The organism is Elusimicrobia bacterium HGW-Elusimicrobia-1, from assembly GCA_002841695.1.
Lineage (GTDB): Bacteria > Elusimicrobiota > Endomicrobiia > PHAN01 > PHAN01 > PHAN01.
The window spans coordinates 236,524-254,931 of record PHAN01000003.1 but is presented as its reverse complement, the minus strand read 5'-3'; the positions used below and the strand labels follow the sequence as shown (position 1 = coordinate 254,931).

Sequence of the window (18,408 nt, the reverse complement as noted above, 5' to 3'; positions counted from 1 at the left end):
TTAAAAAAGAGGGGTCGGGGGAGATTTATCAAATCCCCCTGTATCCCCCCTTTTCAAGGGGGGATCAAACCAAAAAATTATTCCGCCAGCGACTGCGCGTATTGTCTCAGATAAAGCTTCTGGCGTTCGCTCATATTTTGGGGCATTTTGAGTTTCAATTTGACGAGTTGGTCGCCGCGGCCCCGTCGTCCCAGATGCGGTATGCCGTGGTCTTTGAGTTTAAGAATAGTCCCCGGAGTCGTCGACGGCGGAACCTTGACGGTGGCCGTGCCTTCCAAAGTGGGCACTTCTATGTCGGCCCCGAAGACGAACTGGTGGTAGTGAAGGTGGGTTTCAAAAATAACGTCGTCGCCCTGCCGGTCAAACTGCGGATCTTTGCGAAGGCGAATGCTTATGTAGAGGTCGCCCGGGTATCCGGCCGACGAAACTTCGCCGGAGCCGGCGATTTTAAGCACGGTGCCGTCGGCCACTCCGGCGGGAACTTTTACGGTGATTTTGTGCAATCTTCGCTCAAGTCCCGTGCCGCGGCACGAAGTACACGGCTCGTCGATAACCGTGCCTTTGCCGCCGCATTCGGGGCAAGGCGAGGCGTATGTAAAAAATCCTCTGCTTGATACGACTTGTCCTCGGCCTCCGCAATCGCGGCAGGTGCGCGGCGCCGCGCCTCCTTTGGCGCCCGTGCCGCGGCACGCGGCGCAGGGTTCCATGCGCGGAACTTCGAGGTGTTTCTCGACGGCGGACAGCGCGTCGCGCAGGGCAAGTTCTATGCCGATGCGGATGTCTACGCCGCGTTCGGCACGTTGCCGTTTATAGCGGAACGACCGGCCGCCGGCGGCCTGCGCGCCAAAAATGTCAAAGACATCACCGAACAAATCGGAAATATCGCCGAAGTCAACGCCATCGGCGTAGCGGGCATAGCCGCCGCCCTGGCCGGCTGCTCCGCCGCCGGTAAACGCGGCGGGCCCCATCCTGTCGTAGAGGTCTCGCTTTTTAGCGTCGGCCAGAACCTCGTACGCCGCGTTGATTTCCTTGAACTTTTCCTCGGCGCTCTTGTCTCCCGGATTTTTGTCCGGATGAAACTTTATGGCCAGAGACCGGTAGGCCTGCTTTATCTCGTCAAGCGAAGCGGTCTTTTTTACGCCGAGAATTTCGTAGAGGTCCTTGGGCATCGGCCGTTATTTGGATTCCGGGCCGCCGCCCTTGTCCTCGTCGACGATTTCAGCGTCCACGACATTATTGTTGTTGCTGTTATTATTGCCCTCGCCGCCTGGCGCGGCGCCTTCCGCGCCGCCCGCGGCCGAAGGCCCGCCCTGTCCCGCCGCGCCGCCTTTGGCCTGCGACTGCTTATAGGCGATTTCGGCGATTTTGTACGATTCTTTGACGAGAGCGTCCTTGGCTTTTTTGATCTTTTCGACATCCGAAAGTTTCGCGGATTCCTTCGCCTCCGACACGGCGCGCTCGATACCCAGCCGCTCGTCCTGCGAAAGTTTGTCGCCGTGATCCTTGAGCGCCTTTTCCGTGCCGTATATCACAGTGTCGAGTTCGTTCTTGGCCTCGATTTCCTCTTTTTTCTTTTTGTCGGCGTCGGAATACTGAGACGCTTCCTTGACGTATTTTTCGACTTCGTCCTTGGAAAGCTTGGACGACGCCTCGATTTTTATCGACTGTTCTTTGCCCGTGCCTTTGTCCTTGGCCGTTACGTGGAGTATGCCCGATGCGTCTATGTCGAACGTCACTTCTATCTGAGGAGCCCCGCGCGGAGCCGGCGGTATTCCGTCGAGCATAAATCTGCCGAGCGAAACATTGTCGGAGGCCATAGGACGCTCTCCCTGAAGCACGTGAACTTCCACGGACATCTGCGAATCGGCCGCGGTCGAAAACGTCTCCGACTTTTTTACGGGAACGGTCGTGTTTCGCTCTATAAGAGGCGTGCGCACTCCGCCCAGGGTTTCTATGCCCAGGGTAAGAGGCGTAACGTCCAGAAGAAGAATATCCTTGACGTCGCCCGTAAGAACCGCGCCCTGAATGGCCGCGCCCATTGCGACGCACTCCATTGGATCTACGCCGCGTTCGACTTTTTTACCGGCCTGTTCCTCCACAAATTTCTGCACCATCGGCATTCTCGTGGGTCCGCCCACAAGAATTATGCGGCTTATGTCCGAAACGGATTTCACGTGCGAGCCGGGAGCTCCCTTGGCATCCTCTATCGCGCCCGCTATCGAAGCGGCGCAGCGCGCGACTATGGGATGCACGAGCTTCTCTAAAATTGCGCGGGATATTTTCATCGTCAAATGCTTAGGTCCCGAAGCGTCGGCCGTAATAAACGGCAGGTTGATGTCGGTCTCAAGAATGTTTGAAAGCTCTATTTTGGCTTTCTCGGCGGCTTCTTTGAGACGCTGCATCGCCATTTTGTCGTTTCTTAAATCTATGCCGCTTTCTTTCTTGAACTCTCCGGCGATATGGTCTATCAGCGCGTTGTCCATATCGGTTCCGCCCAACTGGGTGTCTCCCGAAGTGGCAAGAACATTGAAAGTGCCGTCCTTGCTCATTTCCATTATCGTGACGTCGAGCGTTCCGCCGCCCAAATCGAACACCAGAATTATCTGGTCGGCGCCGGCCTTGTCGATTCCGTAGGAAAGCGATGCCGCCGTCGGCTCGTTAACCAAACGGACAACTTCAAGTCCCGCGATGGTTCCGGCGTCTTTGGTCGCCTGACGCTGATTGTCGTTGAAATAAGCGGGCACCGTAATGACCGCTTTATCGATTTTCTGACCCAGAAACGCCTCGGCGTCGGACTTTATTTTTTGAAGTATAAAGGCCGACAACTGCTGCGGCGTGAAATCCTTGCCGTGCGCCTTATATTTGAAGTCCGTGCCCATTTTTCTCTTGAACGCCGTAAAAGTTCCCTCGGGATTCGACACCGCCTGACGGCGGGCCGGCTCGCCTATAAGCACCTGACCGTCTTTGGTCAACGCCACGTAGGACGGAAACGCCTTGCCGCCAATAGATGTGCCTTCGGCCGACGGAATTATAACCGCCTTGCCGCCCTCCATCGCCGAAGCGGCGGAGTTTGAAGTTCCCAGATCTATACCTATTATTCTTGACATACTGCCTCCTATTAAATCTCCCCCGACCCCTCTTTCAAAAAGAGGGGTGAGTGCTATAGAACAGATTCGTCTTTTTCCCCCTTTGCAAAAGGGGGATTCAGGGGGATTTCTTTATCCTGTGTTTTATTTTTTACAATTTTTACGCGGGCGGGACGGATAAGCCGCTCGCCCATCATATAACCTTTGCTCATAACTTCTTTTATGCCGCCGTCGGGCAACGACGCATCTTCCAGCGTCTCTACGGCCTCGTGAACCGCCGGATTAAAACTGCCGTCGGCGGCAACCGCCGTAACACCCTCCTCGGCGAGCATCTTTTCAAACTCCTTTATTATCATCTCAAGACCAACAAGCACACCCTCGATATCGCGGGTGTTTTTCGCGGCCGTAAGCGCCTGCGTCATTATGTCAAGAAGAGATATCTGCTTAACAAGTATCTCCTCCTTAGCCCAAGCCCGCTGGGCGGCTTTTTCGCGTTCGACACGTTTGCGATAATTTTCAAAATCCGCGCGCAGCCGCAATAACTGCTCGTAATAATCCGCGCCGCCCTGAGTCGCGGCCTTATTTGGATCGACCGGCGAAGCGGCCGGCGCATCGCTTCCGGAGACCGGTTCCGGAACGGTTTTCTTGCAATCCACGGATTCGTTTTCTTTTTTCGTCATATATCTTTAAGCGCCTTTTCAAGCATTTTTGATACGTTGTCCACTATGGACATCATCTTTGAATATTCCATCCGCTTCGGCCCGAGAATACCCAGCACTCCGACGGGGCGCTCATCGCGGCTATACGACCTTATAACCGCGCTGGCGCACTCAAAACCCTTGCAGCGGGTCTCCGCGCCGATTATGACTTTCACGTCGAGCGCGGTCATATTATCACGTATGACACGGGCAAGAGGTCCGGGGCGGTGTCCCGCTTCGAGCGAGGACTCGCCCAGAAAATCGGCGATGTTCAAATCCCTGAACTCGGGCAAAGCCATTATATTGGCCACACCCTCTATGTGAAGATTCTCCTGATAATCAAAAGCCGACGACAGAAGACGGCCTATATCCCGAAAGTCCGCCGGACTGCCGGCCAAATCGCCCTGAATATTGGATACGGCGCTCTGAGCGTCGTCAAGCGTGCCGCCGACCAGCCGCTCGCGCAGATAAGCGTTTATGTAGCCCGCCGCCGCGCGCGAAATTTCAAAACCGAAAAGGCGGTGTCTCACAAGTCCCGTATCCGTCACAAAAACAAAAAGCGTCTTGCCCCCGGGAACCGTTATAAGCTCCACGTCCTTTATGCGCGTCCTGTCTTTGGCGGGCAACGACACGAATCCGGAATAATGAGACAGCGAAGTAAGCACCCGCGAAGTGTTTACTATGACTTCCTCGAGTTCCGCCGCTCTGTTGTCGTACGCCTTTCTTAATCTTGAGGCCTCGTCGAGCGCGACACGCCGCGCGCCTTCGAGCATATCCACATACGCGCGGTAACCTTTATCCGTAGGCACGCGGCCCGCCGAAGTGTGCGGCTGCGCCAGATAACCGTCTTCCTCCAATTCCGCAAGGATATTTCTGACGGTGGCCGAGGAACAATCCACGCCGTAATCTCCGACCAATACCTTGGAACTCGCGGGCGCGCCGGTCTTTATGTAATGATGCACAGCGGCGTGGAGTATTTTGTTTTTTCTGTTTTTAGTTTTTACTACGTCTGCCTTTCTCATTAAAATTCACGACCGCGCCTATCCGGCGGAACACGCCGGATTAGTTAGCTGCTCCTGAAAAACTATACATTTTGTCATTCTGGGTCCTTCGGCGACGTCATTCTGAGCGTAGCGAAGAATCTCATAATGCCTCAGGATAAACTCCGCGAAGAATCTCGTTTTCCGACAACAAGATAGACCCTTCACAGAGCATGCCCTGAGCCAAAGCGAGACCCTTCGTTTCACTCAGGGTGACAAAAGCGAAGGGTTCAGGGTGACATTTTTATGACTTTTTCAGGAGCAATTAGTTAGCAGTCAAGCCCTTTGAGTGCTAATATTGTAGCAAAACGAAGCCGGAATTGTCAAGATGAGATTATTGAAAAAGTCCCCTTGGCCGTCATTGCGAGGAACCCCGCATCGGAGTGCGGGGTAAACTCCGTGACGAAGTAGGGACAGGTCGCGACCTGTCCCTACCAAAACGGCGGTGCCACGCAATGACAAATTACGGAGGTTTTCAACGGTCTCAAAATATATTTTGGCAAAGCGGGAAAGATTTTATTCTTTGGACGCCGCCCTGTACGAGCCTATGTCCCCGAGAAGATAATACAACCCCAAAACTGTCGTGGGCAAGAGCGACAGGAAATGGAAAACAACGGCAAATCCCGCGGCCTTGGAACCGGTTACGCCGAATATCCCCAGACCCATCATGGCAAAAAATTCCCATATTCCCACGTAACCCGGAGAAGATGGTATGGCCACACTTATGACGGTAACAGCCGTAACTGTGAACGCCGCAAAAAACGGCAGATGTATTCCCAGCGATTCCAGCACCAAAAAAGTGTGGATGCACGACAACGTCCAGAAAAGTACCGTAAGGCCCGACACTTTTGCCAGGATAAGCGGGTCCTTGATAAGTTCAAGCCCCGAGAGAAAATTGTCCATCAATGACTGAATCTTGGCGCTGTGGTGAGCGGCAAGGAAAGTGCCGAAAATTTTTACGATGCGCCGGCCGAAAAGCGCTAACATCGTCAGAAAAAGAAAACCCGCCAAAACCAGAAGAAATATCCTGGGAAGCGTTATCATGGCCGGCAACGCTATAAAAACGGAACTGACCACTATTATTATCACCGGAGGCAGCAGATCCGTGAGTCGCTCGATAATCACCGTCGATAAGGCATAACTTTTGGACACGCCCGCGTTTTTACCAAGGACATACGCCTGAAAAAGGTCTCCGCCGCGCATCGGAACGAATGTGTTGAGCATAAGTCCCATATTGGTCGCCTTGAAAAATACTTTCCACGGAACCGCGGAGTATTTCTGGCGCCCTATAATCTTCCACCTGAGACACCTCAAAGAGAATCCGGCCAGCGACACCGCCAGCGCCGATATTATAAGAAGAATGTTCGCGCCCAGCGCCTCCTTTATGACTTCGCCGATGTGTATGTTGCGAAAAGCCAGCCAAAGAAACGCGGCGCTTATCAAAAGTCCCGCGAGTATTTTAAGATATTTCATAGTTCGTCGGGCGCCGCGGAGGGGCGCCTTGTCATCGCCTCCTGCTGCGGTCGAGCAATGCCTCGGCTTTTTTGGATATTACCGACCAGCGTGTGTCGGGATAAAGTTCTTTTGCCAGCGCGGGATTGGGAGGCGCCGGCAGCGCGGCGGCGGCGGCGCCGTCGAGAATGGCGTAAACGTAAATCCGGTTGAGCGGATTCGCCGCGTGGCGCGCCCACCATTCGGGCTGCTGACGCTTCATAGACGTTATGCCGTATTCCGGCGCGTAAATATCGGCGGCGGATGAGTGTATCTCGCGCACGTGCGCGCGCCAAAAATCATCAAATATTTCAAGCGTCCTCTCGTCGAAATAAAAAACGTCGTAACCCAGGAGCCGACGCGCTTCCGGCCAGTTGAACAGAATGTGCGTCATACCGGCATTTTTCAGGGCAAGCCGGTACTCGGCGGCATTGCGCGAATCGCCCAGAATTTCAAGATACCACCAAAAATCGGGAGCGCTGGAGGTTTTATGCTTTCTTTCGGTGAATAATCCGCGCGTCTCGCCCATAAAAATAATACCCGCGTCCGCGGGCAAATTATTATTTATCCACTCCGCGGCCGGGTAGTAAGGCGCGGGGTAACTCATTCTTTGAGTGCTCAGATAATCCCCTTTTGAGATGTCGGAAAATACATAACGCGCGGGGTCCTGCGTCTCGCGCAATATGCGGGCCGCGAAAACTATATTCGCGGCGGAAAGATAAATGACAAGAGCGGCGGCGAGTTTTCCGACCGCGGATGATTTTCCGGCGAGCGAAAGATAGTGCGCGAAGATGACCGCGGCCACCGGCAGCGACGGCAGAAAATATCGAAGATAAAATTTACCCGTGGCGGCCCATGATATGATTGCCGCGGCAAGATAAATCCACGAGGCAAGCGCCTTATGTTTGTCGTCGGAACGCACAAAAAATATCAGAGGCAGCAACGTCAGAAAAACGGCGCCGGGATAACCCTCGGGATGCAACAGATTCATCGTGAGCGGCCACAGAAAAAGAAAGTAGTTTACGAATGTGAAAGGCGGCCAGTTAGGGTCAAGAAACTGTCCGGCGGCGCGAAGCTTGGTAAATCCGATATGCGTCCAGAAAAACGGAAATACGGGATTGCCGGTCAGGATGGCGTTTCTTAAAAGCCACGGAGCGGACGCGAGACCGGCTAATGCCGAAAAGAAAAGCGCGTCAAGGGCGGCGGACTTCAAAGAGGTTTCTTTCGAGGCCGCGCGGAAGAATATCATCACGACGGCGGGAAACCAGGCGAAAACCAGTCCCGTATATTTTCCTCCGACGGCAAACCCGCACAAAACACCGGCCAGAGCCAGCCACGCGCGGCGGGATGTGTCGTAATATTTCATAGCCGCGAAAAATGACGCGAACGCAAAAACAGCCAGGCCCATTTCCACGGCCGTCTTCCAGGAAACCGTCATAGTCGCGGGGTTGGCGTAGAAAATCAGCGCGGCAAAAATGCCGGCGCCGACGGACCATCGTCTGCGGCAGAAAACGAATACGGCGTACGCGGCCAGAATACCGCAGAAATAATGAACCATTTTTGCCGCCACGTCGTCGCCGAAGGCCATCGCCGCGGTAAACAGCATGTTGACATTCATCGGGAAAAAGGACGAAGGCGTGTAGACATCGGATTTTATCGAGGAGCCGAGCAGCCACTGCGCGGGCAGCCCCAGCTGATACTGCTGCGAATCATAGAACGTCTCCGGCGTGAGGGCGCCGACGATATTTACGAAAGCCGCCACGGCCAGCACGGCAAGCGCGCCGTATCCGGCGAGACCTATTTTTTCTTTTTTCCCCGTCACGGCCTGATTCGGCTCCGGATGGCCGGACTTAATCGCGGAACGTATCTCAAAAACCGCCAATGCCCAAAAGACAATCCCGGCCATAGCCATAGGGACGACTTTAAGCAGCCCCGTGTGTCCAAGGACAAAAACGGACAGCGCGACAAGTCCCAGTCCCGTCGATAATGAAAAAACCGTTTTTTCCTGACGGGACATTTCCAGCCGGAAAATTTTCAAGAAAGCCGAACCCGCCCCGAACGCCGCCGCAAAAACCGCCAAGGCGCGCAAAATCGCCGCAAAATGCGAAAATATTTTGGCGGCTGGAGCGTTGAAATCCACGCCGGCAAAAAGTTTGGCGGCCGTAAAAGGCGACGGAAACGCGGCGAAATACCGTTTGAGTATGAGCGCGGCCGATACCACAAAAACCACGGCGGCCACGGATACAGGCGCCCTGAACACTGACGGCCGGGGCGCGGATTGTTTTTCTCTTTTTCGTTTACCCATTTTTTATACGCGAAAGTTTTCTATGAGTTTTTTCCACTCAGTATGTGACGCATCATAACCGACGCGCCGCGCAAAATCTCCGACGGACGCAGCCGCAAGGCGCTTTTGAGCAGCCACGACGGCCTCAGGTACATTTTTTTATACGCCCTGTGAATCAATTTTTCTATTTCATCGGCCGGCAACTCGGGAGTATTGATAAGAGGTATCGGCCTGTCGATGGCAAAATAATAATTGTCCCAGTCGGCGGCGGCGGGGCTGAGGTACCCTTTTTCTTCGCACAACCTGCGCGCCTCGGTTCCCGGAAAAGGCACCAGATTGACTATGGCCATACTGTCGAGATTCAGCCCGAGAAAAAAATCCAGCGACTCCCGCGCGTCGGCCGGCGTCTCGCCGGGGTATCCTATTATACAATTGCTGCCCACGTAAAATCCCATCGACTTGGCCAACTCAACGTTTTTCCGGGCTTTGTCCAGATCCAGATTCTTTTTCATTTTGACAAGGGTAGCCGGCGAACCGGATTCTATCCCGAAGGACGCCGAGTAGACGCCGGCTCGCTTCATGGCCGAGAGGATTTCGGCGTCGACGAAATCGGCGCGGATACCGTTGGCGAATTTTACGTGAACCTTCGGCCTGAACGCCGCAAGGCGCTCAAGAATGTCGAGAGCGCGGGGGCGGTTGGCGGTAAAATTATCGTCCTCGAAATATATCTCGTCGGCGCCGTATTTGCCGGTCAGCATTTCGATTTCCGCCATAACGGAATCCGCGCTGCGGTATCTCATGCGGCGGCCCATCATCCGGCAGCAAAACGCGCATTCGTGGGGGCACCCGCGCGAAGACATAATCGGAAGGACTCTTGAGCCCTTGCGGAATAATCCGTGTGTCTGGGAATCGGCGAAATATTTTTTAATATCCATCCTGTCGAACGCCGGAAAGGGCAGCGCGTCGAGTTCGGCGTCGTCCAGAAAAGCGCCGGGATCGGTACGAACGATTGCACCCGATTTTTTGTAGAAAAGATTTTTTACGCCCGATAATGCGGACGCGGAAACGTCGGGGCCGCGCAACCTTTCGCAAAGTTCGGGAAAGGAATGTTCCGCCTCGCCCGTAATGACGAAGTCCACGTTTTTCCCGGCCACAACATCCTCCGGAAGCGCGCTGGGATGCGCCCCGCCGAAAACCACGTATGTGTCCGGCGACGTCGCCTTGATGCGGGCGGCGGCCGACAAACCCCTCTTGTACGCCGGGGTGGCGGCGCTGACACCCACAATGTCGGGACGAAAATCTATGAGGGCGTCCAGCACGCGGCGATCTATTCTTTCGTCGAAAACAAACGTATCGAACCCATCGGCCGCCAGCAGCGCGGAAAGATACAGCGGGCCCAGATGCGGCGTAGTGTTGCCGTCGGGGATGTACGGAAGGTAGAACGCCACTTTGTTTCTTTTATTCATGTAATTCCGTCATTCTGACCAAGTTGAAAACTTGGGAAGAATCCCCTTTAATCAAAACTTTTGAGACCCTTCGTTTCACTCAGGGTGACAAAAACGAAGGGTTCAGGGTGACATTTTATTTTTTGCCGCCGGTGATGCCGGCGCGCTCGTAATAGGCCAGGGCGTCGCGCACGCTTTCTTGGAAACTGTAAGCCGGAATCCATCCGAGGTCGGCGAGCGCGGCGGCGGATGAATAATATTTATAGCGAAAAAGATCCCCGACGGTGTGCGCGGTAAGAAAGCGATTCCCGGAAAGTCGTCCGACGAGAGAAGCGGCCAGTACCGCGGGAAGGCGGGCGACGCGCGGCACCGGAACAAAAAGCGGTTTTTTACCGAGAACGCGGGCGATGACGGCAAAAATCTCGGCGAAAAGAAGATTGTGCGCGCCCAGCACGTAACGTCGGCCGCTGCGGCCTTTCTCGGCGGCCAAAAGCATTCCGCGCGCGACGTCGCGGGCGTCGACGACGTTACCGCCTCCGGGCGGCGCCGGCACTACGGAAGCGGCGCGAACGGTCATAATAATCGCTCCTGAATTCAACGAGCGGTCGTAACGCCCGTAAACCGTAGTGGGATTTACGACCGTCACGTTTTGACCGGAATCCGAGGCCTTGCGGCATTCTTCCTCGACGGCGAGTTTGCTTTCAGTATACGGGTTTTGCCTTATCTGGGAAGGGTCGGGATAAAATGTTTCGTCTCTTATCAGGGAGGGTTTTTTCGACGAGCCCAGCGTTATGGCGCTGCTTGCCACGACTATCTTTTTGACTCCGGCGGACCGAGCCGCCGAAAGCACGTTGCGTGTGCCGCCGACATTGACGTCGAGAGATTCATTCCTTTTCGACGGCGAAAAATCCACCAGCGCCGCCAGATGATAGCATACGTCGCATCCCTCGACGGCCTTCGCGAGCGATGCCGCGTCGGTCACGTCGCCCGCAATCGTTTCCACGGCCGACGGCAGCCCGCCGCCCGCGCGCGTCAGCGCTCTTACTTCGTGTCCCGCCGCGAGAAGTTCATCGACCAGGTTTCTTCCGAGGAATCCGCCCGCGCCGGTAACGAAAGCTTTCATAGGCGTTTATTTTTTATCGCGCCCGAACGCGTCGTCGGCGCTCATGGGAAGGCGGGCGGCTTTGAGTGTTTTTCCGACGATATACTTCCGCACGAATTCCTCGTCGGTGGAGGCCAGGCAGTCAGGCGCGTATTGTCCGAAATACGGATTTGACAATGCGCGAGCGCGTATTGTTTTTACGGAGTCGACAAAAATATTCCCGAACGCGATGTGTATGAACGGACAGGCCAGAACGTCGCCGTAGGGCGTTATGTAGAGAATTTCTTTGGCCGCGCCGCATCCGCGCGGGCCGAGATTGGCCTGAAAATCCGTGCGCACATAGCGGGACCGTCCGGTTATATATTCTACGTATTCGAGGTCTTCTTTCGTCAGAAGCATACCCCCGTCGTCGCCGCTCCAGCGGCCGGCGGGCACCGGAAAAATGACGTTGAGTATAATCTTCATTTCGTCGGCCAGACGCAGCAAACCGGTTATGCCTTCGCTCCTCAGGGTAGAGTGTGTGACGACCGCTCCTATTGTAACGTTGATGCCCGATTTCCGCGCGAGCTTTATCCCGTCGAGCGCTTTTTGGAAGGCCCCTTTCATACCGCGGAATTCGTCGTGTTCTTCGGGTATGGAACTGTCCAAACTTACCGTCAATATATCCACGCCGGATTTTTTAAGACCCGCGATTCTTTTTTCGTCGAGGAGCGTTCCGTTGGTTGTAACCGATATCAGATTTTTATTCGGGGAACAGGCGGCGATTATTTCGGGGAGTTCTTTGATAACGAGCGGCTCGCCGCCCTGAAAAGAGAAATTCACGGCGCCCAGAGCCATACTTTCTTTCGACACTCTGGCGTAGTCGGACGGAGTCATCCGGGGCCTTTTATCGTCGACAAGAGCAGTGGCGAAACAATGGGCGCATTTGAGATTGCAGGCGTCGCCAATCGAAAAATCCACATAGCGAAGCGGCGGACGGCGGAAGACCTTGCTGCGGATAAAGGCCTGCGCCAGGCGCGCCGTCAGAATGGGTTTACGGGGACGGAAAGCGTATCGAAGGTTGACGAAAAAATCCGAGATGGTCATAAAGTTATCAGACGAATTCTCTCATTACGGCGTTCGACGTAAAATACGCCGACGGTCTCAGCCGGAAAGCGGCGCCGCGGCGCTCGACGGAACCGTCGGCTTCGAGGCGGCTCAGGACATCCGCGTAGAGGCGGGATTCCTCCGCGCCGAATGTTACGCCTTCATTAAGCAGCCGCAATCCCAGAAAAATTTTCTCCGAGGCGATTTGTCCGCCGGTCAGCGTTTCGCGCTCGGCCGCAGAATCGGCGGGATTGTCGGTGTAGACGGCGGTATCGCTTGTGTTTTTGAAACGCGAACGGCCGTCGAAACTCGCGGCGGCGGCGCCCAGACCCAGATAACTTCCGAGACGCCAGTAATTCAGGTTGTGCCGCGATTCCCTGCCGGGCCGCGCAAAATTCGACAGCTCATAGTGGACATACCCCGCCGAGGACAGATGTTCGCGCGCGAGCGCGTACATATCGGCCTGTTCGTCTTCCGATATTATGTCGCCTGAAGCCGCAAGCGGCGTTCCGTCTTCTATCGACAGAGCGTAGACGGAAATGTGCTCCGGTTTCAGCGCAACCGCATTATCAAGGTCGCAACGCCATTTTTCAAGGCGGCTTTCCATCGCCGAAGTTTCCGGACCGCCGACAGGCGCTCCGAAAATCAGATCCAGCCCGATATTGTCAAAACCCGCCTCGCGCGCCGCCGCGAAAGATTCACGGACGGACATCGCCGGATGTACCCTGCCCAGATACTTCAGGGTTTCTTCGTCGAAGGATTGCGCGCCCATGCTCAGGCGGTTCGCGCCAAGACGCGTCAGGACGTCGAGCTTGGCGAAATCTGCGCTTTCGGGATTGCATTCGACGGTAATCTCGGAGGCCGCGGACAAATCAAAATTGCTTTTCAGCAAGACGAACAGCCGTTCGAGCGCGGCCGCGCTCAAAACGCCGGGAGTGCCGCCGCCGATATAAACCGTGTCGAATTCTTTCCACCCGACGGAACGCGCAACGGCCTCCGCGGCCAGAGCGTCGAGATACCGCGATTCCGTTTCCGCGAAATCTCTTCCGGCTGCCGCGCTTGCGAAATCGCAATAGCGGCACTTGGCCCGACAGAAAGGTATGTGGACATATAGTCCGGCCATTTTTTCTTACCTGTGATCGCGTATTTACATCAAAATTTACCCTAAATGTCATTCCCGCCACCGCATTTTGCGGGGTCCCGCCGTAGGCGGTGAAATGCCTGCCCCCGAATGTTGTTATCGGGGGTCGTTATCGGGAATCTGCTAGAATTTCGAATTCTGGATTCCCGCCGGAGTTTATCCCGCTGGATTCCGTGTCAAGCACGGAATGACAAGCGGCACGGGAATGACAGAATGCCTTTTGTTTTTACTAACCACTATCCACTAACCACTGACCACTGCCTTTCTTACTTCTTATCCTTCTGTTTATCGTCGAACAATTCTTTTATTCCGGCGATGGACGCAAGTATGCCGCTTGATTCCATCGGCAGGAATATCTTGGTCGCCTGGCCATTGGCGACCTTCTCGAGAGTTTCGAGATACTTTATCGCTATGAGGTCGTTGGTCGGACGGCCGGAATGTATGGCGTTGTAGACGACTTCAATCTGATACTTCTCGGCATCGGCCACTTTTTTTATCGCCTCGGAACGTCCCTCCGCCTCAAGCACGGCGGAAAGTTTGGCGCCTTCGGCCTTAAGTATGGCGGCCTGTCTGAAACCTTCGGCTTCCAGAATATTCGCGCGCTTCTCTCTTTCGGCCTTCATCTGGCGGCTCATCGAATCGGTGATGTCGCGGGGCGGCTCGATTTTTTGTATCTCCACACGTGTGACTTTCACGCCCCACTTGTCGGTGGCCTCGTCGAGAACCTGCCTGAGTTGAGTGTTGATTTTTTCACGCGAGGTCAGTGTCTGGTCAAGTTCAAAATCGCCGATTAAATTTCTCAAGTTCGTCTGGGCGAGTTTCATCGTTGCCATGGCAAAGTTGGAAATATTATAGACGACTTTGAACGGATCGGTTATCTGAAAATAAATAACCGCATCGACATTAACCACCGCATTGTCTTTGGTAATTACGTCCTGCGGCGGAACGTCGATTACCTGCTCGCGCATATCGACAATCCTCAGCCGCTGAAACGGCGGAAAAATTATCGTGAGGCCGGAATCCGCCGTGCGCGTATACTGCCCCAGCGTTTCGACGAGTCCCTTCTCGTACTGCTGTATGATCCTTGCTGCGCGAAAAATGTAAATCACTACGAATACTGCCAAAACAAAAATAAGACCTGCCGGCATAATGCTACCTCCCTTGTGTATTGAAAGTTCTGTCAAAAATCTTTTGACAATTCTTGTATAAATTCCCCCTTAACAAAGGGGGCAAGGGGGTTGTTATTCCCGGACGGGCAACAACCCCCTTTTATTCCCCCTTTGTTAAGGGGGAAATTAGCCGTTTTCATAAAACTTTTGACGCTACCGTTTCTTACTGTTTTTTCACCACAAGATGCGTTCCTTCTACGGCGACAACCTCTATTCTTTGCCCGGCTTCGAGCGTTTCCTGCGACGACACTTTCCAGAATTCTCCGTCTATCTTAACAAGCCCCAAAGAATCCGGCGTTACTTTTTCGATAAGCGGCGCGGCGCGGCCGACGACAGCGTCGACGTTGGATTTTTTCTTCAACCCCCCGAAATAACGGCGGGCAAACGGCCTTACCAGATAAATCGAGGCGATGGAGACCGCAAAAAATACCGCCCACTCAACCGTGGGCGAACCGCCGACGGCTGATACCGCGGACGCGGCCAGAGCGCCTACGCCCAGACACGCAAAGAAAAAAACGCCCGGCGTCAGAATTTCCAAAAGCAGCAAACCGACCGCCGCCACGACCCAGACAAGAGACATTTCCATAATTTCCTCCATAAGATACGGACAAAAAGAGAACTGACGGATTTAATATTTCCCCGCCGGATTAGCTCTGCTTCTTTAGTTTTCCGGCGACACCTGCGCGGTTCAACGGCCAGTAAATGACCCACGCGCGGCCTTTCAAATATTTGTCGGACAGCGGCCCCCAAAAACGGGAATCGCTGGAACGGTCTCGATTGTCGCCGAGACAAAAATAGTGGCCGGGCGGTATCATTACGGGACCGAAATCGTCTTTTACGGAGCGCTCGCCGCGAAATTCTCCCCGCTCCCATTTTCTCTGATATTCTTCACCCGCGGGATTCAGACGACGCGCGTATGCCGACGAAAAAGCCGACGCTTCGCCGTCGGCAAAACGGACATACGGCTCGTCGATTTTCTGCCCGTTGACGTAAAGTTTTTTATTTTTTATTTCCACCCAGTCGCCGCCCACGGCCACGCAGCGTTTTATGAAGTCCTTGCTCACGTTTTTTCGTCTTTCCGAGGGTTCCAGCGCCGACGGAGGCGCCTGGAAAACCACAATATCGGAACGTTCGACTTTTCTTAAAGGCAGTACCCTTCTGCCGCCGGTCAAAGGCACCCTGAAACCGTATATGAATTTATTTACGAAGAGATGGTCTCCCTCCAAAAATGTGTCGCGCATGGAAGCCGACGGAATCCTGAACGCCTGTAGAAAAAAATACATTATCACCGCCGCCAGCCACACCGCCGACCATCCGGTATCGAGCCATTCTTTCTGCCACGCGAGCATGGGCGAAGCCGATACCGGTTTGGCGCGATGTCTTAATCCCGCGAACGCGCCCATAAGCGCTCCGGCGACAAAACCCGCCGCCAAAACGGCAGGGCTCTGTTCCTCTTTGCCGATAAACACCCTTGCCACAAAAACAAGAAATACGCCCGCCACAGCTCCGAAAATCGACGAAGCCGCGGCCACCGCGGCGGAACGCTCGAACCATTTCTTTTTGATGCCGACGGAGTATAGAATGTCCGCGGACAGAAGCGCCGCGCCGAAAGCGAACAGTGTTTTTTCCATATTTTTCCCTTATCGCGGACATCGGAACGATTCGCCGACGTCAATTTATTTTAAGCACTTTGAAAAAAGTTTCCGACGGGATGTCTATCCTGCCGAATTTCTTCATCTTCTTCTTGCCTTCTTTCTGTTTTTCCAGAAGTTTTCTCTTTCTGGATATGTCGCCGCCGTAGCATTTGGCTATGACGTCCTTGCGCATCGCGGGGATGGTCGACCGCGCTATTATGCGCGAGCCGATTCTGGCCTGAATAGGCACTTCAAACATCTGGCGCGGAATCAATTCTTTCAGCCGCTCGGTGAGCGCGATGCCGCGCCTGTGGGCGCTTTCTATGGGTGTTATCGTCGAAAAAGCGTCCACCGCCTCATAGTTTATCAAAATCTCCAGTTTTGAAAGCTTGCCGCTTTGGTAACCGGCGTGCTCGTAATCGAACGATGCGTGGCCGGATGACGCCGATTTGAGCGCGTCGTAAAATCCCACTATGACTTCGGCCAGCGGAATAGTGTATTCCAGAATTACGCGGCGACTCTCCAAAAATTTTATTTTCTCCTGTCGGGCACGATAGTTTTCAAGAAGCTTAAAGACATTGCCGAGATATTTATCGGGCACGACTATGGTGGCTGTTACCATCGGTTCCCTTATGTCGACTATGTCCGACAACTGCGGGAAACGGCTGGGGTTGTCGATGTCATATTCTTTAAGCTCTCCGGCCTCGTCGACGGCAACTTTGTAAATTACGTTCGGCGCGGTCACTATTATGTCGAGCCCGAATTCTCTGGAAATTCTTTCTTTCATAATTTCAAGATGCAGCGTCCCCAAAAAACCGCACCTGAAACCCATACCCAGGGCCGCGGATGTTTCGTGAATATAACGGAAAGAAGCGTCGGTAAGACGGAGTTTATCGAGCGCTTTGACCAAATCCTCGTAATCGGCCGGATTCGACGGATAGAAACCGGCAAAAACGAACGGCTTGACCTCGCGGAAACCTTCCAGCGCGACGGACGCGGGCTCGGCGATGGTCGTCATAGTATCGCCTATTCTTACATCCTGAATATTTTTTATTCCGCAGATGACATATCCGGTTTCCCCTTCATGGAGCCGGTCGCGGGCGGCGAACTCAAGACGCCACCAGCCGATTTCAAGCACCTCGTACTTTCTGCCGTTGGACATAAACTTTATTTCTTCACCCTTGCGCATCGTCCCCGAAAAAATTCTGACGTATATGACGACGCCGCGGTAGGAATCGTAGTAGGAATCAAATACGAGCGCGACGGCGCCCGTACCCCGCGCGCGAGGCGGCGGAACATTTTCTATAACGGAGGCGATGAGAGTTTCCACGCCTTCTCCGGTTTTTGCGCTCACGGATACGGGTTCTTCGTCGATGCCCAGAATTTCTTTAATCTGCCTCCGGGTGCCGTCGACGTCGGCCGTGGGAAGGTCTATTTTATTGATAACGGGAATTATTCTGAGGCCCGCCGCGACAGCCAGATTGTGATTGGCGATAGTTTGGGCCTCCACGCCCTGCGACGCGTCGATAAGAAGCAAAGCGCCCTCGCAGGCGGCAAGCGCGCGGCTGACCTCGTAAGTAAAATCCACGTGGCCGGGTGTGTCTATAAGATTGAGTGCGTATCTGCGCCCGCCTCGCTCGACCTCCATCCTTATGGCCTTGGCCTTTATGGTGATGCCGCGCTCGCGCTCAAGCGCCATGGCGTCCATAATCTGCGCTCTTTTGTCGTCGGCGGAAATCAATCCCGCCGCCGCAAGAAATCTGTCGGCCAGAGTGGATTTACCGTGATCAATATGGGCGATGATGCAGAAGTTTCTGATATCGCCGCAGGGTATTTGTCCCATATTATCCTTTTATTGAGTTTCGCTCAATAGTCCGTCCCGCTTCGGCGGGATGCGCCCGGCGCGTTTTCTTCGACAAAAACAACTATGCCGTTTTCGATTCTGTATCCGGCTCCGCAAAAGTGGCATTTAAGCCCGCCCGAAGCCGGCGCGTTTACAACCGACCGCTCCGCGGCGGCGGCCTCGACAATCGCAAGGCCGTCTTTTTTACATTCAGGACATCGCAATATCCGCAACAGATCTTTTTTCATAGCCGGATTTGCCTCATAATACTGTTGAAAAATCTATTTTTTGACCATTTTGTCATTCCCGAATGCTTTAATCGGGAATCCATACTGCGACGGAAACTCTGGATTCCCGCTTTCGCGGGAATGACGTGACCAAGGGTTTTT

15 protein-coding genes are annotated in these 18,408 nt (G+C 54.2%); all 15 read right to left on the bottom strand.

Features of this window, described 5'->3' with window-relative positions; translation table 11 throughout:
• Nucleotides 1–77 precede the first annotated feature (77 nt).
• A complete protein-coding gene (dnaJ, locus tag CVU77_03265; GenBank protein PKN01968.1) occupies nt 78–1,169 on the bottom strand; it encodes a molecular chaperone DnaJ in 1,092 nt (363 codons plus the stop codon).
• 6 nt (nt 1,170–1,175) lie between these two features.
• Nucleotides 1,176–3,107, bottom strand: a complete 1,932-nt coding sequence (locus tag CVU77_03260; protein PKN01967.1) for a molecular chaperone DnaK — start codon at nt 3,105–3,107, stop codon at nt 1,176–1,178.
• Nucleotides 3,108–3,160: 53 nt separating this feature from the next.
• Complete coding sequence (gene grpE, locus CVU77_03255) at nt 3,161–3,766, bottom strand: nucleotide exchange factor GrpE (protein ID PKN01966.1); 606 nt, start codon at nt 3,764–3,766, stop codon at nt 3,161–3,163.
• Nucleotides 3,763–4,806 (bottom strand): heat-inducible transcription repressor HrcA, encoded by a 1,044-nt coding sequence (gene hrcA, locus CVU77_03250; protein ID PKN01965.1) that lies wholly within the window; start codon nt 4,804–4,806, stop codon nt 3,763–3,765. The genes grpE and hrcA overlap by 4 nt, the downstream gene beginning before the upstream one ends.
• 534 nt (nt 4,807–5,340) lie before the next feature.
• Nucleotides 5,341–6,297: a hypothetical protein gene (locus tag CVU77_03245; protein ID PKN01964.1), complete on the bottom strand. Its 957-nt coding sequence runs from the start codon at nt 6,295–6,297 to the stop codon at nt 5,341–5,343.
• Between the two features lie 31 nt (nt 6,298–6,328).
• Nucleotides 6,329–8,620 (bottom strand): hypothetical protein, encoded by a 2,292-nt coding sequence (locus CVU77_03240; GenBank protein ID PKN01963.1) that lies wholly within the window; start codon nt 8,618–8,620, stop codon nt 6,329–6,331.
• 20 nt (nt 8,621–8,640) lie between these two features.
• A complete protein-coding gene (locus CVU77_03235) occupies nt 8,641–10,065 on the bottom strand; it encodes a hypothetical protein (GenBank protein PKN01962.1) in 1,425 nt (474 codons plus the stop codon).
• Nucleotides 10,066–10,180: 115 nt separating this feature from the next.
• Complete coding sequence (locus CVU77_03230; GenBank protein ID PKN01961.1) at nt 10,181–11,167, bottom strand: hypothetical protein; 987 nt, start codon at nt 11,165–11,167, stop codon at nt 10,181–10,183.
• 6 nt (nt 11,168–11,173) lie between these two features.
• Nucleotides 11,174–12,232 carry a hypothetical protein gene (locus tag CVU77_03225; GenBank protein PKN01960.1) on the bottom strand — a complete coding sequence of 353 codons (1,059 nt, stop codon included), beginning with the start codon at nt 12,230–12,232 and terminating at the stop codon, nt 11,174–11,176.
• Nucleotides 12,233–12,239: 7 nt separating this feature from the next.
• Nucleotides 12,240–13,355 (bottom strand): coproporphyrinogen III oxidase, encoded by a 1,116-nt coding sequence (locus tag CVU77_03220; protein PKN01959.1) that lies wholly within the window; start codon nt 13,353–13,355, stop codon nt 12,240–12,242.
• 284 nt (nt 13,356–13,639) lie between these two features.
• Nucleotides 13,640–14,521, bottom strand: coding sequence for an SPFH/Band 7/PHB domain protein (locus CVU77_03215; protein PKN01958.1), 882 nt, complete (start codon nt 14,519–14,521; stop codon nt 13,640–13,642).
• A gap of 184 nt (nt 14,522–14,705) precedes the next feature.
• Nucleotides 14,706–15,140, bottom strand: coding sequence for an NfeD family protein (locus tag CVU77_03210; GenBank protein ID PKN01957.1), 435 nt, complete (start codon nt 15,138–15,140; stop codon nt 14,706–14,708).
• A 49-nt stretch (nt 15,141–15,189) separates the two neighbouring features.
• Entirely contained in the window at nt 15,190–15,891 is a 702-nt protein-coding gene (gene lepB / locus CVU77_03205) for a signal peptidase I (GenBank protein PKN02028.1), read from the bottom strand.
• Between the two features lie 322 nt (nt 15,892–16,213).
• Complete coding sequence (locus CVU77_03200; GenBank protein ID PKN01956.1) at nt 16,214–18,019, bottom strand: elongation factor 4; 1,806 nt, start codon at nt 18,017–18,019, stop codon at nt 16,214–16,216.
• 23 nt (nt 18,020–18,042) lie between these two features.
• Complete coding sequence (locus CVU77_03195) at nt 18,043–18,267, bottom strand: hypothetical protein (protein PKN01955.1); 225 nt, start codon at nt 18,265–18,267, stop codon at nt 18,043–18,045.
• Nucleotides 18,268–18,408: the final 141 nt, after the last annotated feature.

What these genes read in the sequence shown, in the direction of transcription:
- dnaJ (PKN01968.1), bottom strand. Translation starts at nt 1,169, where the DNA reads ATGCCCAAGGACCTCTACGAAATTCTCGGCGTAAAAAAGACCGCTTCG.
- CVU77_03260 (PKN01967.1), bottom strand. Translation starts at nt 3,107, where the DNA reads ATGTCAAGAATAATAGGTATAGATCTGGGAACTTCAAACTCCGCCGCT.
- grpE (PKN01966.1), bottom strand. Translation starts at nt 3,766, where the DNA reads ATGACGAAAAAAGAAAACGAATCCGTGGATTGCAAGAAAACCGTTCCG.
- hrcA (PKN01965.1), bottom strand. Translation starts at nt 4,806, where the DNA reads ATGAGAAAGGCAGACGTAGTAAAAACTAAAAACAGAAAAAACAAAATA.
- CVU77_03245 (PKN01964.1), bottom strand. Translation starts at nt 6,297, where the DNA reads ATGAAATATCTTAAAATACTCGCGGGACTTTTGATAAGCGCCGCGTTT.
- CVU77_03240 (PKN01963.1), bottom strand. Translation starts at nt 8,620, where the DNA reads ATGGGTAAACGAAAAAGAGAAAAACAATCCGCGCCCCGGCCGTCAGTG.
- CVU77_03235 (PKN01962.1), bottom strand. Translation starts at nt 10,065, where the DNA reads ATGAATAAAAGAAACAAAGTGGCGTTCTACCTTCCGTACATCCCCGAC.
- CVU77_03230 (PKN01961.1), bottom strand. Translation starts at nt 11,167, where the DNA reads ATGAAAGCTTTCGTTACCGGCGCGGGCGGATTCCTCGGAAGAAACCTG.
- CVU77_03225 (PKN01960.1), bottom strand. Translation starts at nt 12,232, where the DNA reads ATGACCATCTCGGATTTTTTCGTCAACCTTCGATACGCTTTCCGTCCC.
- CVU77_03220 (PKN01959.1), bottom strand. Translation starts at nt 13,355, where the DNA reads ATGGCCGGACTATATGTCCACATACCTTTCTGTCGGGCCAAGTGCCGC.
- CVU77_03215 (PKN01958.1), bottom strand. Translation starts at nt 14,521, where the DNA reads ATGCCGGCAGGTCTTATTTTTGTTTTGGCAGTATTCGTAGTGATTTAC.
- CVU77_03210 (PKN01957.1), bottom strand. Translation starts at nt 15,140, where the DNA reads ATGGAGGAAATTATGGAAATGTCTCTTGTCTGGGTCGTGGCGGCGGTC.
- lepB (PKN02028.1), bottom strand. Translation starts at nt 15,891, where the DNA reads ATGCTCGCGTGGCAGAAAGAATGGCTCGATACCGGATGGTCGGCGGTG.
- CVU77_03200 (PKN01956.1), bottom strand. Translation starts at nt 18,019, where the DNA reads ATGGGACAAATACCCTGCGGCGATATCAGAAACTTCTGCATCATCGCC.
- CVU77_03195 (PKN01955.1), bottom strand. Translation starts at nt 18,267, where the DNA reads ATGAAAAAAGATCTGTTGCGGATATTGCGATGTCCTGAATGTAAAAAA.